Source organism: Sphingomonas sp. PEI4 (genome assembly GCF_056679955.1).
In genome coordinates this window covers 542,570-559,432 of record NZ_CM155258.1, presented here as the reverse complement: position 1 = coordinate 559,432, position 16,863 = coordinate 542,570, and the positions used below count along the sequence as shown (strand labels likewise).

General features: G+C 66.5%; 13 protein-coding genes. 5 read left to right on the top strand and 8 right to left on the bottom strand.

The window, feature by feature from the left end:
- Window positions 1-11 precede the first annotated feature (11 nt).
- Both AC1MLZ_RS02415 and AC1MLZ_RS02410 read right to left on the bottom strand, forming a co-directional pair.
- On the bottom strand, window positions 12-1,595 hold the full coding sequence (locus tag AC1MLZ_RS02415; protein ID WP_480960279.1) for a sensor histidine kinase: 1,584 nt from the start codon (window positions 1,593-1,595) through the stop codon (window positions 12-14).
- Window positions 1,564-2,271 (bottom strand): response regulator transcription factor, encoded by a 708-nt coding sequence (locus AC1MLZ_RS02410; RefSeq protein ID WP_060525504.1) that lies wholly within the window; start codon window positions 2,269-2,271, stop codon window positions 1,564-1,566. Before AC1MLZ_RS02410 ends, AC1MLZ_RS02415 begins: the two co-directional genes overlap by 32 nt.
- Before the next feature lie 175 nt (window positions 2,272-2,446).
- Here AC1MLZ_RS02410 and AC1MLZ_RS02405 point away from each other — a divergent pair, with 175 nt between their 5' ends.
- Window positions 2,447-4,057 (top strand): phosphoenolpyruvate carboxykinase, encoded by a 1,611-nt coding sequence (locus tag AC1MLZ_RS02405; protein WP_480960278.1) that lies wholly within the window; start codon window positions 2,447-2,449, stop codon window positions 4,055-4,057.
- Between the two features lie 132 nt (window positions 4,058-4,189).
- Here AC1MLZ_RS02405 and AC1MLZ_RS02400 read toward each other — a convergent pair whose 3' ends face one another.
- Together AC1MLZ_RS02400 and AC1MLZ_RS02395 are read right to left on the bottom strand one after the other, a co-directional pair.
- Window positions 4,190-4,627 (bottom strand): NfeD family protein, encoded by a 438-nt coding sequence (locus AC1MLZ_RS02400; RefSeq protein ID WP_480960277.1) that lies wholly within the window; start codon window positions 4,625-4,627, stop codon window positions 4,190-4,192.
- The gene (locus tag AC1MLZ_RS02395; RefSeq protein WP_480960276.1) at window positions 4,627-5,613 is read right to left on the bottom strand and encodes an SPFH domain-containing protein; all 987 of its coding nucleotides are present in this window, start codon (window positions 5,611-5,613) and stop codon (window positions 4,627-4,629) included. The genes AC1MLZ_RS02400 and AC1MLZ_RS02395 overlap by 1 nt, the downstream gene beginning before the upstream one ends.
- Window positions 5,614-5,733: 120 nt before the next feature.
- Between AC1MLZ_RS02395 and guaB the strand changes: the two genes are divergently transcribed.
- From guaB to AC1MLZ_RS02380, 3 genes are all read left to right on the top strand, one after another.
- Entirely contained in the window at window positions 5,734-7,191 is a 1,458-nt protein-coding gene (gene guaB, locus AC1MLZ_RS02390; protein WP_480960275.1) for an IMP dehydrogenase, read from the top strand.
- A 488-nt stretch (window positions 7,192-7,679) separates the two neighbouring features.
- A complete protein-coding gene (locus AC1MLZ_RS02385; protein ID WP_480960274.1) occupies window positions 7,680-8,867 on the top strand; it encodes an RsmB/NOP family class I SAM-dependent RNA methyltransferase in 1,188 nt (395 codons plus the stop codon).
- Window positions 8,868-8,899: 32 nt separating this feature from the next.
- Complete coding sequence (locus AC1MLZ_RS02380; RefSeq protein WP_480960273.1) at window positions 8,900-9,400, top strand: tetratricopeptide repeat protein; 501 nt, start codon at window positions 8,900-8,902, stop codon at window positions 9,398-9,400.
- Between the two features lie 42 nt (window positions 9,401-9,442).
- Here the strand turns inward: AC1MLZ_RS02380 and rsmA are convergent, their stop codons facing one another.
- The 4 genes from rsmA to AC1MLZ_RS02360 all read right to left on the bottom strand — a co-directional run bounded on the left by rsmA (window position 9,443) and on the right by AC1MLZ_RS02360 (window position 15,148).
- Window positions 9,443-10,255 (bottom strand): 16S rRNA (adenine(1518)-N(6)/adenine(1519)-N(6))-dimethyltransferase RsmA, encoded by an 813-nt coding sequence (rsmA, locus tag AC1MLZ_RS02375; RefSeq protein ID WP_480961453.1) that lies wholly within the window; start codon window positions 10,253-10,255, stop codon window positions 9,443-9,445.
- 11 nt (window positions 10,256-10,266) lie between these two features.
- Window positions 10,267-11,247, bottom strand: a complete 981-nt coding sequence (gene pdxA / locus AC1MLZ_RS02370; protein WP_480961452.1) for a 4-hydroxythreonine-4-phosphate dehydrogenase PdxA — start codon at window positions 11,245-11,247, stop codon at window positions 10,267-10,269.
- A gap of 51 nt (window positions 11,248-11,298) precedes the next feature.
- A complete protein-coding gene (locus tag AC1MLZ_RS02365; protein WP_480961451.1) occupies window positions 11,299-12,612 on the bottom strand; it encodes a peptidylprolyl isomerase in 1,314 nt (437 codons plus the stop codon).
- 268 nt (window positions 12,613-12,880) lie between these two features.
- On the bottom strand, window positions 12,881-15,148 hold the full coding sequence (locus AC1MLZ_RS02360) for an LPS-assembly protein LptD (protein ID WP_480960272.1): 2,268 nt from the start codon (window positions 15,146-15,148) through the stop codon (window positions 12,881-12,883).
- 215 nt (window positions 15,149-15,363) lie between these two features.
- Here AC1MLZ_RS02360 and AC1MLZ_RS02355 point away from each other — a divergent pair, with 215 nt between their 5' ends.
- The gene (locus AC1MLZ_RS02355; RefSeq protein ID WP_480960271.1) at window positions 15,364-16,839 is read left to right on the top strand and encodes a leucyl aminopeptidase; all 1,476 of its coding nucleotides are present in this window, start codon (window positions 15,364-15,366) and stop codon (window positions 16,837-16,839) included.
- Window positions 16,840-16,863 lie beyond the last annotated feature (24 nt).

Sequence of the window (16,863 nt, the reverse complement as noted above, 5' to 3'; positions counted from 1 at the left end):
ACGTTCGTTCCTTACAACGGTATATCGGCAAGCGGTAGTCGTACGACGAACCGGGCGCCGCCGAGCCGATCTTCGCGCGACTCGACGGAGATCGACCCTTGGTGCCCATCGACGATCGTACGCGCGATCGCGAGGCCGAGTCCCGAATGCTGACCGAACGTCTCGCTGTCGGGACGGACCGAGTGGAAGCGCTTGAACACGTCCTCGCGCGCGTCTTCGGGAACACCTGGGCCCTCGTCCTCGACCCGGATCACGAGATCCTCGTTCTCGCGGATTGCGGAAATCGCGATCAGTCCGGCGTCGGGGGAGAAGGAGAGCGCGTTGTCGATCAGGTTCTCGAAGACGCGTTCGAGCCGGGCGCCCTCGCCGAGTATGATCCTGCGGTCGTCGGGGTTGCGATCGAACCTGAGCCGGATTCCACGCTCGATGCCCCGTGCGTCGCGTTGCGCCACCAGTCCGTCGATCATCGTGACGATATCGACCGGTTCGAACTTCGCGCGGCTTAGCTGGGCATCGAGTCGCGAGGCTTCGGAGATGTCGGAGAGAAGCCGGTCCAGCCGGTGCACGTCGTCACGGACGATCGCGAGCAACTGTGCCTGGAGTGCCGGATCCTTCACCCGCGACAACCCCTCGACCGCGGACCGGAGCGAGGCGAGGGGGTTCTTCATCTCGTGCGTTACGTCGGCGGCGAATGCCTCGGTCGCGTCGATGCGAGCCCTGAGTGCAAGGCTCATGTCGGACAGCGCACGCGCGAGCATGCCGAGTTCGTCGCGGCGCGAGGGAAGACGGGGAACGACGACCTCGCGGGCGCGGCCCAGCCGGACGCGGACGGCGGCGCGGGCGAGACGGCGGAGGGGACGCACGATGGTGCGGGCGAGGAACAGCGACAGCAGGATCGAGACGATCGATACGCCGAGCAGCACCATGCTGAGCCGGAACCGCTCGATCCGTACCGTCTTCGTGATGTCGCGTGCGTTGACCGTCGTCATCACGACTTCGCCAGCGCGAAGCGGGGCGGCAGCGGTCAGCACGGGGGTGCGATCCGGCGCACGCCAGACCGTCGTCGAGACCGTCCTGCGTCCGCGAACCGCGGTCACGTCGGGCCATTGCTGTGCACCGCTGCGCTCGCGGTAGAGCGGGGGGCGGGGCGCCATCACGACGACGTCGATCACCGCGTCAAGGAAGCGGGCGATCGTCTGGTCCAGGTCTTCCTTGTCTGGATCCATCAACACGAAGTTCCGTAGCCCCAGCACGCGACTGTCGACAATCGTGCGCCCAGACGAATCGAACAACCGGATCCGCGAACCCGTATCGCGCGCGAGCCTCAGCACCAGCGGATCCCGTAATGCCGGATCGACCGCCGCGATCGCCTCGCCGATCAGCCGTGCCTCACGCGCGGTCTGCGCAACGCGGTTGTCGACGACGCGGCTGCGATACGAGTCGAGATAGAAGAATCCGCCCGCCAACAGCAGCAGTGCGAAGATGTTAACGGCCAGGATCCGCCGCGTGAGCGAGATCTGGCCCGACCAGCGCAGCGTGAGATCGCGCCCGTCGACGCCGAGTTCATTCCTCAGAAAATCGATACCCGGCACCATATAATGTCTCGATAGCGTCGAATGCGGGATCGACCTGCCTGAATTTGCGGCGGAGTCGTTTTATGTGGCTGTCGATGGTGCGATCGTCGACATAGATGTCGTCCTGATACGCTGCGTCCATCAACTGGTTGCGCGTCTTGACGATGCCCGGCCGCTGCGCAAGCGTCTCGAGGATCATGAACTCGGTGACCGTCAGTGTCACCGGCTCGCCGCCCCACAAGGTCCGATGCCTTGCGGGATCCATGCTGAGCCGCCCTCGCGCGAGGGGACCGGCGGCTTCCGCCTCGGTCTCGGTGCCCGGCGACTGGGTGAGTTCCGTCCGGCGCAGGATCGCGCGGATACGGGCTATCAGCAGACGTTGCGAGAACGGCTTGGCGATGTAATCGTCCGCGCCCATCGCAAGGCCGAGCGCCTCGTCGAGTTCGTCGTCCTTGCTGGTCAGGAAGATCACCGGAACCTGGCTCTTCTCGCGGAACCTGCGGAGAAGTTCGAGCCCGTCCATCCGCGGCATCTTGATGTCGAACACCGCAAGATCGGGCGGGTTGTCGGTCAGTGCCTTCAACGCCGTCTCGCCGTCCGAATAGACGCGCGTGACGAAGCCCTCGGTCTGCAGCGCGATCGACACGGAGGTCAGGATGTTGCGGTCGTCGTCGACCAGCGCGATCGTTGCCGTCATTCTTGGGTCGCTTGCCTCGGTCGTTGGCGTAGCGGCGTAGGCCAATCCGCGGCGGCACTCAACTGGAGGCGCATCGGAACCGCGTCACGGCAGCCCATTTGACCGGTGCGGGGCCGCCGCCTACATCCCGGCGCAACGACATACATACGTATGCGAAACCATCTGGAGAGATGTCTTGTCCAACGAACGTATTCCGGCCGGCGGCCTAGCCGCGCAAGGGATAGAAACCCGCGCCACCCTGCATTGGAATTTGGTCACAGCCCAACTCGTCGAGGCGGCGTTGGCGCGCGGCGAGGGGACGCTATCCGCCGACGGTCCGCTTGTCGTCGAGACCGGCGCGCATACCGGGCGCTCGGCGCAGGACAAGTTCATCGTCCGCGATGCCGAGACCGACGCGACGGTCTGGTGGGGCAAGAGCAACAAGGCGATGGAGCCCGCGCATTTCGCCGCGTTGAAGGAGGATTTTTTCGCCGCGCTTGCCGCCAAGGACGAGCTGTTCGTGCAGGATCTGTACGGCGGATCGCAGGCCGATCACCGCGTGCAAGTCCGCGTCGTCACCGAACTGGCGTGGCATAATCTGTTCATCCGGACGATGCTGGTGCGGCCCGAAGAGGCTGCACTCAAGGACTTCGTCGCGGATTACACGATCGTCGACCTGCCGAGCTTTCGCGCCGATCCTGCGCGTCACGGCTGCCGCAGCGAGACGGTGATCGCGGTGAACTTCACTGACAAGCTGATCCTGATCGGCGGCACGAAATACGCCGGCGAGATGAAAAAGTCGGTGTTCGGCCTGCTCAACTATCTGCTGCCGCCGACCGGCGTGATGCCCATGCACTGCTCGGCGAACATGGGCGCGAACGGCGACACCGCGGTGTTTTTCGGGCTGTCGGGTACCGGCAAGACGACGCTCAGCGCCGACGCGAGCCGGACGCTGATCGGCGACGACGAGCATGGCTGGTCGGATACGGCCGTCTTCAATTTCGAGGGCGGGTGCTACGCCAAGATGATCCGCCTGTCCGCCGATGCCGAGCCGGAAATCTTCGCGACGACCAAGCGCTTCGGGACGGTGCTCGAGAACGTCGTGATGGACCCGGCGACGCGGCTGCTCGATCTCGACGATCACACGCTCGCCGAGAACAGCCGCGGGGCGTATCCGATCGACTTCATCCCCAATGCGTCGGCCGAGAACATGGGGCCGGTGCCACGCAACATCGTGATGCTGACCGCGGACGCGTACGGCGTGCTGCCGCCGATCGCGAAGCTGACCCCCGATCAGGCGATGTACCACTTCCTCTCGGGCTATACCGCGCGCGTGGCCGGGACCGAGATCGGCGTGACCGAGCCCGATGCGACCTTCTCGACCTGCTTCGGCGCACCGTTCATGCCGCGGCATCCCTCGGTCTACGGCAATCTGCTCAAGGAGCGGATCGCAAAGGGCGGCGTCGATTGCTGGCTGGTCAACACCGGCTGGACCGGCGGCAAATACGGCGTCGGCAACCGCATGCCGATCAAGGCGACGCGGGCGCTGCTGAACGCGGCGCTCGACGGGAGTTTGAACGATGCCGAGTTCCGGACGGACCCGAACTTCGGGTTCGAAGTACCAGTGAGCGTGCCGGGCGTGGACAGCGCGATCCTCGATCCGCGGACGACCTGGGCGGACAAGGACGCCTACGACGCGACCGCGGCGAAACTGGTCGACCTGTTCGTCGAGAACTTCGCCCAGTTCGCCGAGCATGTTGACGAGGGTGTCCGGCAGGCGGCCCCGAAAGTGCGGGAGACGGCCTAAACCTCCTCTCCCCTCAGGGGAGAGGAAGGGGCCCGCACGACGAAGTCGGGTGGGAAGGTGAGGGCACGGTCCTGCTTGGCGTGCCCTCACCCTCGCCGCTGCGCGGCTCTCCCTCTCCCCGAGGGAGAGGGTTTAGAGCGGCTCCACCACGACTTCGCCATCTACCACGGCGGCGACCTTCACCCGCGTGCCAACCGCCGCGTCGGCACCACGAGCCGGCCAACTCCCGTCGCCCACCAGCACCCGCCCGTGCCCGCTGACGAGCGCAGTTTCCACCACGACGACCTGTCCGACCAGCCGCGCAGACCGATCGTTCAACATCGGATCTCCGCCCTCGACCGGATAATCCCGGTACCAGCGCTTGCCGATCAGCACCGTCACCGTGCTCCAGACCGCAAACGCTGCCAACTGCGCCGCCACCGGCAAGTCCGGCAACACGTACACCGCCGCCCCCGTCACCGCCGCAGCGATCGCGAGAAACACGAGGAAGACTCCAGGCACCGCCAGTTCGGCAATCCCCAGCACCAGAGCCGCGATCAGCCAAGCGCCGGCCGCCCCGATCGCGTCCATCAGCTTCTCGGAACCTCGGTCGACTTGGACAACTCGAACGGCCCACGAGCCGCGGGCTTGGCCGGCGGCGACGCGACCGCATCGCGCAACGCATCCTTCGCCAGCTCGCCAATCCCGCCAAGCGTCCCCATCAACTGCGTAGCCTCGACCGGAAACAGGATCGTCTTCGCGTTGGGCGAGGTGGCAAACTTCCCGATCGCCTCGACATATTTCTGCGCGATGAAGTAATTGATCGCCTGCGCGCCACCCTCCTCGATCGCCTGAGACACCGCGCGCGTCGCCGATGCCTCCGCCACCGCCGCCCGCTCGCGCGCCTCGGCATCGCGGAACGCCGATTCCTTGCGCCCCTCGGACTCGAGGATCCGCGCCTGCTTCTGCCCCTCGGCGCGCAGGATCTCGGACGCCCGCGAGCCCTCTGCATCCAGAATGTTGGCCCGCTTCTCGCGCTCGGCCTTCATCTGTCGCCCCATCGCGTTGACGATGTCGGCTGGCGGACGGATGTCCTTGATCTCGACACGCGTGATCTTCACGCCCCACGGCGTCGTCGCATGATCGACGACGTTCAGCAGCCGCGCGTTGATCTCGTCGCGCTTCGACAGCGTCTCGTCGAGGTCCATCGACCCCATCACCGTGCGCAGGTTGGTCGTCGTGAGCTGCAACAGCGCCTGGTACAGGTCCGACACCTCGTACGCCGCCTTGGCCGAGTCGAGCACCTGGAAGAACACGACCCCGTCGGTCGAGATCATCGCATTATCCTTGGTGATGATCTCCTGGCCGGGGATGTCGATCACCTGCTCCATCATGTTCACCTTCCGCCCGACACGGTAGAAAAACGCGGGGTAGAAATTGAACCCGGGCCGCGCGACCGTCGTGAAGCGGCCGAAATGCTCGATCGTGTATTGATAGCCCTGATGGACGATCTTGATGCTGGTGAAGAGGTACAGCAGCACGAGTGCCAGCAGCAGCGCGGCAACGATCAGGCCCATCGAACAATCCCCCATCCGTGTATCGCTTCGCTATAGCACGCCAAAGAAGGAGAGGCCTAGCCGTACGCGCCGCCTTTGGTTACATGGCGCGCCACCTCACACCCAGGAACGGCAGCTCTCATGGATATCCGCCTCGGCCTCACATTCGACGACGTCCTCCTGTATCCGGGGGAATCGGACGTGCTGCCAAGCCAGGCCGATACCCGGACGCAGGTGACGCGTGGCATTGCGCTCAACATCCCCATTCTCTCGTCGGCGATGGACACCGTCACCGAAGCGGACATGGCCATTGTAATGGCGCAGCTCGGCGGCATCGGCGTGCTCCACCGCAACCTGACGGTCGAGGAGCAGGTGGTCGCGGTGCGCCAGGTCAAGCGGTTCGAATCGGGGATGGTGGTCAACCCGATCACGATCGCGCCGACCGCGACTCTCGGCGAGGCGCAGGCGCTCATGTCGGGCCACCGGATCAGCGGCATCCCGGTGGTCGAGGCGGACGGCAAGCTCGTCGGTATCCTCACCAACCGCGACGTACGCTTCGCGGGCGATCCGAAACAGCCGGTCAGCGAGCTGATGACGCACGAGAACCTAGCCACCGTCTCGACCGAAGTCGGCAAGGAAGAGGCGCGTCGCCTGCTCCACCTTCGCCGGATCGAGAAGCTGCTGGTGGTGGATGCGCGATATCGCTGCGTCGGGCTGATCACCGTCAAGGACATAGAGAAGGCGGTGATGTTCCCGAACGCCACCAAGGACGAGGCGGGGCGCCTGCGCGTGGCGGCGGCGACGACGGTCGGCGACAAGGGCTTCGACCGGACAGAGCAGTTGATCGATGCCGGTTGCGACCTGATCGTGATCGACACCGCGCATGGCCATAACCGAGATGTTGGCCGTGCGGTCGAGCGCGTGAAGAAGCTGTCCAACTCGGTCCAGGTCGTCGCGGGCAACGTCGCCACCGGCGAGGCAACGCGCGCGCTGATCGGTGCGGGCGCGGACGGGATCAAGGTCGGCATCGGCCCGGGCTCGATCTGCACTACGCGGGTGGTGGCCGGCGTCGGCGTGCCGCAGCTGACGGCGGTGATGGATTGCGCCGAAGCTGGCCACAAGGCTGGCGTGCCGGTGATCGCCGATGGCGGCATCCGCACCTCGGGCGACATGGCCAAGGCACTTGCAGCCGGCGCGTCCACGGTGATGATCGGCTCGCTGCTTGCAGGCACCGACGAGGCCCCCGGCGAGACGTTTCTCTATCAGGGCCGGGCGTACAAGTCGTACCGCGGCATGGGCTCCGTCGGCGCAATGGGCCGCGGGTCGGCGGATCGCTATTTCCAGGGCGATATCAAGGACCAGCTCAAGCTCGTGCCCGAGGGTATCGAGGGGCAAGTCGCGTACAAGGGCCCGGCGAGGGACGTCGTCCATCAGCTCGTCGGCGGGATCAAAGCGGCGATGGGCTATACCGGCTCGGCGACGATCCCGGACCTCCAGGCCCGCGCGGAGTTCGTGCAGATTACGGGTGCAGGCTTGATGGAGAGCCATGTCCACGACGTGACGATCACGCGCGAGGCGCCGAACTACCCGACTCGGTGAGGTGAGGCGGCCGCTTGGCAGGGATTACCGAACTGAGCTTGGACCATCCCGATCTCCAGCCCACTCCGTCACCCCGGACGTGTTCCGGGGTCCACCGTACCGCATGCTCGTAGCTGCCGAGAACGTGGAACCGTGGATGCCGGAACAAGGCTCTCCTGAGCGTCGCCGAAGGGCCCGGCATGACGGAAGGGGGGCGTTAACCTCAAGCCACCTCCGCTTCACCTCCACCCCCCTTCCGTCATCCCGGCGAACGCCGGGACCCATGGACACGGTGTACCCAGCGATAGCGTCCGATCACCACCCGGCCCGCAACCATGGGTCCCGGCGTCCGCCGGGATGACGGAGGGAGAGGGTGCTAACCACCTCAACCCGCACCGAGCCCCGAAATTATTCCCCGCCCGCTCGCCAGAGACGCTAGGGGAAGGGATGATGACGAACACCCCGTACCAAGCCTACCCCGGAACCCACGCGAAGTCGGGAGCCAACACGTGACTCCCCCAGCACGCACCCAGGCCGCGATCGAACTGCTCGACCAGATCATCGCCGCCGCCCGCGAGTCCGGCGCCGCCGCCGACACGCTGATCGCGCGCTATTTTGCGACCCGCCGCTACGCCGGCTCGAAGGACCGCCGGGCTGTCCGCGAGCTCGTCTATTCCGCAATCCGCAAGGCCGGCGACCGCCCCGAAAACGGCCGCACCGCGATGCTGCTCGTCGCCGACGCAGACCCCGAACTCGCCGCGACCTTCGACGGCTCGACCCACGCCCCGGCCCCGATCGCCAAGGATGAACCCCGCGCCCGCGCCGGTGTCGCGCCGCAGTGGCTGACCAAGGCCCTCCGCGCATCCGGCCTAGACGGCGCGGCGCTAACCGACCTCGCCGGCCGCGCCACGCTCGACCTCCGCGTCAACACGCTGATCGCCGACCGCGCGACCGTGCTCGCCGCGCTCCCGGAAGCCGAAGCCACCCCCCACGCCCCGGACGGCATCCGCCTCCCGACCGGCACCAACGTCGAAGCACTCCCGCTCTTCAACGAAGGCGCGCTCGAGGTGCAGGACGAGGGCAGCCAGATCGTCGGCCTCGCGATGCACGCGAAACCCGGTGAACGCATCGTCGATCTCTGCGCCGGCGCCGGCGGCAAGACGCTCGCGCTCGCCGCCACGATGGCGAATGAGGGCGTAGTCCTCGCCTGCGACACCGACCGCAACCGTCTCTCGCGCCTAGCCCCGCGGGCAACCCGTGCCGGTGCGACGATCGTCGAGAGCCGCCTGCTCAACCCAACGCGCGAGATCGAGGCGCTGAGCGAATGGGCCGGTCGCGCGGACGGCGTGCTGGTCGATGCACCCTGCTCGGGCACCGGCACCTGGCGGCGCAATCCCGAGGCGCGCTGGCGGCTCACCCCCGACCGCGTCTCGCGGCTGCAATCGACGCAGCAGCAGGTGCTCTCGGTCGCCGCCACGCTGGTCAAGCCCGGCGGCGCGCTCGTCTACATCGTCTGCTCGCTGCTCGACGCCGAGGGTACGGACCAAGTGACGTGGTTCCTCAACGCGCATCCCGGCTGGACGACCGAGCCGCTGACGCTCCCCGCCGGCGCGAAGCACGGCCACGGCGTCCGCCTCGAACCCGGTCGCGACGGCACCGACGGCTTTTTTGTCGCGCGCCTCCGGGCCGCGTGCTAGCCAGCCGCCTGATGACCCGCCTGGAGACGATCATGCGTTTTTCGTCCGTTGCCCTTGCCGCCACGCTGACCATCGTGTGCGTATCGACCTCGCTCAATGGGCAGCGCCCCGACGCGCAGATCGACGCCCGCTCGATGCAGCTTCTCGCACAGGGTCGCTCGCTGGTCGCCGCGGGTAATCTCGATGGCGCAACGGATGTGCTGGAAACCTCCGTCGCGGTCGATCCACGCAATCGAGCCGCGTTCCTGCTGCTCGCCAAGGTCGCCGAGACGCGCGACCTGCCGGGCAAGGCGATCCGCCTGTACCGCGAGGCGCTGCTGCTCGAACCGAACGACGTCGCGGCGTTGAAGGGACAGGGCGAGGCGCTCGTCGCCAAGGGCGCCGTGGTCCGCGCGAAGGACAACCTCGTGAAGATCCGGACGCTCTGCAAGGGTGTATGCCCCGAGGCGACGCAGCTAGCGGCAGTGATCGCCAAGGGGCCGCCGATCGCGACGGCTCAGGTCGAGAAGACGCCGATCGCGGCTAAGGACTGACTTCTTGTTATCCTCCCCCTTGCGGGGGAGGATCGTTGAGTGTCACCCCACCGCCTTCGCCAAAGCCGTAAAGTCCGCAACCGACAGCGTCTCCGCCCGCCGCGTTGCCTCGACCCCGATCCGCTCCAGCGCATCGAGCGCGCCCGGCACGCCCTTCAGGCTCTGCCGCAACATCTTCCGCCGCTGCCCGAACGCCGCGCCCGTAAGCCGCTCCAGCACCGCGAAGTTCACGCCTTCGGGCGCATCAACCGGCGTCAGATGGACCACGGCCGACATCACCTTCGGCGGCGGCGTAAAGGCCGACCGGTGCACCGGCATCGCGATCCGCGCGGTCGAGCGCCACTGCGCCAGCACCGCGAGGCGCCCATAATGATCGTCGTTGGTCTTCGCCACGATCCGCTCGGCGACTTCCTTCTGGAACATCAGCGTGCACGACTGCCACCACGGCAACCACGACGCCGACAGCCACCCGACCAGCAACGCCGTGCCTATATTATACGGCAGGTTCGACACGATATGCGGCTTGCCCTCGAACAGCGTCGGCGCGTCGATTGCCATCGCATCGCCCTCGATTACGCGCAGCTTCCCCGGATACGCCTCGTCGAGTTCGGCCAGCGCCGGGATACAGCGCCGATCGCGCTCGATCGCGGTCACCCGCGCACCCGCCGCAAGCAGCGCGCGCGTCAGACCACCAGGTCCAGGGCCCACTTCCAGCACCTCGGCATCGCGCAGATCACCCGGGACCGCCGCGATCCGCTTGAGCAACTGCATATCAAACAGGAAATTCTGCCCGAGCGCCTTGCTCGCGTTCAATCCGTACCGCGCGATCACCTCGCGCAGCGGGGGCAGCTCCATTACCGCATCGCTCACGACTTGCAGGCTGCGGACTGCGCGCGCCGGTCGGCAGCTTCGCCCGCCATGGCGATCGCCGCGATCATCGCGCCCGGCTCGGCAAGGTTCTTGCCGGCGATCGCGAATGCGGTGCCGTGATCGGGTGAGGTCCGTACGATCGGCAGCCCCAGCGTCATGTTCACGCCCTCGTCGAAATGGATCGTCTTGAGCGGGACCAGCGCCTGATCGTGATAGCAGCACATGACGACATCGTAGGTCGCACGCGCGCGAGGATGGAACATCGTGTCGGCTGCGAAAGGCCCGGTCGCATCGATGCCCTCGGCTCGCAGGATCGCGATCGCGGGCGCGATGATCTCTATCTCCTCGCGCCCGAGCGCACCCTGCTCGCCCGCATGCGGATTAAACCCGGCAAAGGCGAGCCGCGGGTTCTCGATCCCGAAGTTCTTCAACAACCCCCGAGCGGTCGCGCGCGCCTTGGCGAGGATAAGGTCGACCGTCAGCAGCGCGGATACGTCCTTCAACGGCACGTGAGTCGTGATCGGCACGACCTTCAGCGAAGGGCCAGCGAGCATCATCACCGCATTGTCGCCTGCTACGCCGTAGCGTTCGGCAACGAATTCGGTCTGGCCCGGATGGCTGAAGCCGATCGCATACAGCTGCGCCTTCGAAACGGGCCCGGTGACCAGCGCACGCGCCGCACCGGTGCGGACGAGACCGACGGCCAGCTCCAACGAATGCAGCGCACAGCGTGCCCCGTCCGCATCGGGTTCACCCGGTATGATCGCGCCGGCGTCGCCAACGGTCAGCACCGGCAACGCCTCACCGAAAACCACCGCTGCCGCATTCAGATCCGCGATCCGTGCGATCGGGCCGCCCCACACGCGTTCGATCGCTCGCGCATCGCCGACCGCGACGAACGGCGGCAAGCCACGTGCCTCACGCGCGTCCCAGGCCTTGGCGATGATCTCGGGCCCGATCCCGGCAGGATCGCCCATCGATACCGCCAGCGGCGGGATGCGGCTCACGCTCCGGTTACCATGCCGCGATCACCGATATTCGACCACGGCATCGCGCCGCAGATCGCGCAGCTTCTGCTGGGCGCGCAGGTTGACTCGCTGTTGTTCGAGTTGCCCCTGGATCTGTTCCGAATTCGGCACCGAACCCCCACTCGCCTCGTCGCGGCCGCACAGCACCAGCGCGCGCACGCCCTGTTCCGCGGACCCGAAGGGCGGGCTGGACTCACCGACCTGGAGCTTCAGCATCACTTCCTGAAGCTGCGGCGGGAGGTCGCGAATGCGGACCGTGTCATTGTCGACCACGTCGGCGCCGATCCCGGCCGCGACCTTCTCGACCGTACCACAGCCGCGCAACTCCTGGGTCGCCTTGGCGAACGCCTGTGCGCGCGCCGCAGCCTGCGCCTGGTTCGTGTTCGGCGGGAAACGCAGCGTCAGTTGCTTCAGGCTGAGCTTCGCGTCACGCGGATCAGCGGTCAGCACCTGGCGCTTGTCTGTCAGGTACAGGATCGAATAGCCGCCGGAGACTTCGATCGGGCCGGCAACCTGGCCGACCTGCATCGTCGTCGCGGCTTCGGCCAGCTGCGCCGGCAACGTGGCCGCCCGGATCCAGCCGAGGTCGCCACCAACCGCACGCGTCGATGCTTCGGAGAACTGGCGTGCATAATATTCGAACGGCTGCGCGCCCTTCTGGATTTCCTGCAGGATCTGCTTGGCGTTCGCATAGACCTGCTGGCCGTTGGCCGGCGTCGCCGCGAGGTAGATTTCCTTGAGGTTGAACTCGTCGGTGCCCTTGGCCGCCTGGAGACGGTCGATGATCGACTTCACCTCTTCGTCGCCGACGTTGACGAACGGCTCGACGCGGCGACGCAGATAGCGCTGCCAGGCGAGCTCGCCCTCGATCTGCCGCTTGAGCGAGCGCTCGGACGACCCGGATTCGCGCAGATACGCGCGCATCGCGACGGGCGTACGATTGAAGCGCTTCGACACGCCGTCATAGCTTTGCGTCAGCTCGGCGGGCGTGATCGTGATGTCGGCGGTCTTCGCCTCCTGGATCTGGAGCGTCTCGTCGATCAGCTGGCGGAGCACCTGGAGCTTCAGCCGCTCGCGATCCTCGGCCGACAGCTTCGCCTCATTGGCCATCGCCACCAGAGCGACACGCTGGTCGACGTCCGTACCGGTGATGACCGTATCGTTGACGATCGCAGTCGGCTTGCGGACGTTGGGATCGACCTTGCCGAAGATCTGGAGATTGGTCGGGATATCGAGACCGGTATTGTCCGGCACGCTCTGGTCCTGAACCGTCTGACCGGGCGCCGACTGGGCCGGCGCAGGCTGGGTCTGCACAGGCTGGGTCTGCGCCGGTTGGGCTTGAGCAGGCACAGGTCGCGGTGCGGGCCTGCCCTGTGCACGCTTGGGTGGAACGGCCTGCGCGAACGCGCTTGCAGCCAGCGCGGCCAGAACCACCGAACCGATCACACGGCCGCCACGCGCCGCCAGTCGAACATCATGCTTCAAGTGTCGGTATCCCATCATCGCACGCCATACATCGCACCGCCATTGCCATGACGACGCATATCCGGCGCGGTTTGCCCCAAAGTAGCTGAACGCGGGCTTAGCGGCCGAGGTTGGTGAAGGCCAGCGTCAACAGGAAGCTGTTCCCCCTACGCGCGTCGCCGGTGTCGTTGTACGTTCGACGCCACGTGCCGCCGAGCCGCAGGCAGTCGTCCTCATACTGCACGCCGAGGCGGTGGCGGATCGGCGTGAAGCCGTCGCTGCGGGACAGCGGATCTTCCGACGCATTGGTGAGATCGACCACGCCCGAGCCGAACGCCGACCAGAACCGCGCGAATTGCACGCGGCCCGCGACGCGGACTTCCTCGCGGTCGCGCAGATCCTCGATCGTAGGATCAATGTTGCGGTTGAGCTTGAGGTACCCGACCAGAACATAGGTCGCGCGCGAGCCGATCGTCGCGTCGACCTCGTTGCGGCGGATCGCGAAGCCATCCTTGTCGAGCCGATAGCGGTGGACGATCGAAACGAAGTCGCGGAACCGAAGCTCGCTGCGCCCGACGATATCGGAGAACCGGTCGCTGAGCCCGGTGCCGTCGGGCAGGATCGTCGGGCGTGTGTCGAGGCGATAGCTTTGGCCGACATTGGTCGTGAAGGTGATGCCCGGCAGGTCCAGCGCCCATTCACCACCATAGGTGACGCGCGACGAATCCTCGAACCGATCGTAGCCCGCGAACCGGTTCAGCGAGAAGAGGTTGGTGTCGTCGAGATCGACCGCGCGTGAATCCTCGTTCGGAAGCGAGAGGTTGGCGACCTTCGGCGCCGCAACGAACTGCACCCGCGGCGTAAAGCGCTGCGTGCCGCCCAGGAACGTACCGATAAACGGCCATTTCACATCGACCGCAGCGGCACCGATGGCGCGCTGGCGGAAGCCGCCGAACCCCTGATAGCTAGGGATGAGCGTCTTATTGATCTCGTTGCTATTGTACAGATCGCCGCGTGCGAACGCGGTGAACGTGACCTCCTGGCCCCAGTTCGTGAACCGGCGCAGGTCCCATTGCAGGCTCGCGAACGCGCGCTGCGTGTCCTGGCCATCGGTGCGGGTCAACGCCAGCGTGTTCAGCTGGAGCTGGAACCGGCCGCCGACGAGGCCGTCGTCGAACCGCTTGCGATAATCGATTTCGGGCAGCGCGATCGGCTGTTCCCCCTGCCTGTCGGCGACGCGCAACGTCTGCGCGTACCAGCCGCTCAGCGAGAAATAGCTGCTGTCGTCGATCCGCTCCAGGCTGGCGGTAGTGCGCAACCGGTCATCGCGCGAGATGTCGTAGCGGCGCAGGAACGTCCGGTCGGTCGTCAGGCGAAGCGAGCCGCTCGCGGTCCAGTTCGGCGTCAGCTGATAGCGCGCCATGCCGTCGATATAGCCGCGGAACGCCATGCTTGTATCCGTCGGGTCCGCGGTCGTCAGATCGTCGCTGCGCCGGCTTTCGGTCGCGTAGGCGCGCACTTTGAACGCACCCTTGGAGTTGAGCGCGGAATAGTCGACCTGCGCCATCGGCAGCACGCTGCTGTAGATATGCGGGGTGATGACCAGTCCCTGGTTCGGGGCCAGCTTCCAGTAATAGGGAACGCTGACCTCGACGCCGTTGACGCGGCTATAGCCACCGTTGGGCGAGAGCAGGCCACTGTCGCTGCCGCCACCGACCGGGTTCGAGAACTCGGGAAGCGGCAGGCTCGGCAGGCCGAACAGATGCAGCCGCGCGCCCTTGTAGAAGATGCGCTTCCGCTCGGGGCGATAGGTGACGCGGACCGCCGTGATCTTCCACGTCGGTTCCTTCGGACACCCCGCGGCGTTGGTTACCCCACACGGCGTGTAGGCGGCCGTCTTCAAATTGACCGTGCCGTCGGCGTCGCGCGTACCCTGCTGAGCGGCAAGGCGTCCGCCCTGTTCGAGCACGACGAGCATGTTGTCGACCACGCCGTCCTTCAGCGAATCGGTCAGGTTGATCTCGTCGCCGTACGCGATGTCGCCTTCGGGATTGGTGACCGCGATGTTGCCGGTCGCGACGACCTTGCCGGTCTTGCGGTCCCACACGACCTTGTCCGCACGCAGGCGGCTGCCCTGGCGGAACATCCGGACTTCACCGGTCGCGGTGACGATATCGCTGTTGGTGTTGTACTCCAGCGCGGTGGAGCTGAACTGCACCTGGTCTTCGGCCGGCGTCGCTGTCGACGCATTGGCGAGCGGCGCTTCGGGCACCGGTGGCGCGACCGGACGGTTCTGGAAATCCTGGGCATGCAAGGGCGAGGTCGCCAGCCCGCACGCTAGCGCGAGCGAAACGGCACAACCCGTCAAAAGGTCGATACGCAACACGATCCGAACCAACCCCTTTGGCACTGGGCAGCCGTATGCCGCCATATCGCCCGCCTATCGCACCACCGGCCCTTCGCTGCAATCGCATCCCGCATTCGCATCCCGGCGTATCGCTGCAATCATCGAGCGTTACGGCGACCACCTTGCTTTGCCGGACCCGCGGCATCAACTTATGGGGTACGCACATCCGTTCAAAAGCTTCCCGAGGTTTCTTCATGCAGATCGTCTTCGCCCCGACCGTTCCCGCCAACGCCCCGATCCTGGCCGTCCCCGTTGCGAAGGACGGCGTGGCGAAGGTCACGTGGAGCGCGGTCGGCGGCGATGTCGAGGCGGTGGCGACCAGCGCAGCGGCTGCGGCACGGTTCGCGGGCGAGGCCGGTTCGGTCGTCGAGCTGTTCGTGCCCGTCGACGGTGCAGTGCGTCAGGTCCTGCTCGTCGGCGTCGGCGCAGGCGAAAACGCCGATTGGGAAAAAGCCGGCGGGGCGATCACCGCACGCCTGCTGACTTCGGGCGCGACGTCGGTCGTCGCCGACCTCTCCGCCGGTGCCACGCCGACCCCGAAGGCCGCCGCGCACTTCGCCGCCGCCGCCGCGCAGCGCGCTTGGCGCTACGACACGTACCGCACCAAGCTGGCCGAGAAGTCGAAGCCGACGCTGACTGAGATCACGATCGCGGGTGCGCCTGACGGCACCGACGCTGCGTGGGCCGAGCAGTTGGCTGTCACCGGAGGTCTCGACCTGACCCGCTGGCTGGTCACGTCGCCGCCGAACGTCGTCTACCCCGAGAGCTTTGTCGAGAAGGTGACGAAGGACGTCGAGGGCCTCGGGCTCGAGATCACCGTGCTCGACGAAGCACAGATGACCGAACTCGGCATGGGCTCGCTGCTGGGCGTCAGCCAGGGTTCGCGGCGTGAAGCCCGCATCCTCGCGCTTAAGTGGAACGGGGCAGGCGCCGATGCGCCGACGCTGGCGTTCGTCGGCAAGGGCGTGACGTTCGATTCGGGCGGCATCTCGATCAAGCCCGGCGCGGGCATGGAAGACATGAAGTGGGACATGGGCGGGGCAGGCGCCGTCGCCGGCGCGATGAAGGCGCTGGCCAGCCGCAAGGCCAAGGCGAACGTCGTGGGCGTGATGGGCTTGGTCGAGAACATGCCCGACGGCGCGGCGCTGCGCCCGAGCGACGTCATCACCTCGATGTCCGGCCAGACGATCGAAGTGCTCAACACCGACGCCGAGGGTCGCCTCGTGCTCTGCGATTGCGTCACCTGGGTCCAGCAGGCGCACAAGCCGACCACGATCATCGATCTCGCTACGCTCACCGGCGCGATGATCGTCGCGCTGGGCACCGAGAATGGCGGCATCTTCGCCAATGACGACGCGCTCGCCGACCAGCTGATCGCGGCGGGCAAGACCACCGGCGACACGCTCTGGCGCTTCCCGCTGTCGCCCGCCTACGACAAGCTGATCGACTCGCCGATCGCCGACATGAAGAACGTCGGCCCCCGCGGCGCCGGCTCGATCACCGCGGCGCAGTTCATCAAGCGTTTCGTCGACGAGGGCGTAAAGTGGGCGCATCTCGACATCGCCGGCATGGTCTGGTCCGACAAGCCGGGGACGAACCACGACAAGGGCGCAACCGGCTACGGCGTCCGCCTGCTCGACCAGTTCGTCGCGGACAATTACGAGGGCTGAAACGCGTACGAGGGCTGAAACCCG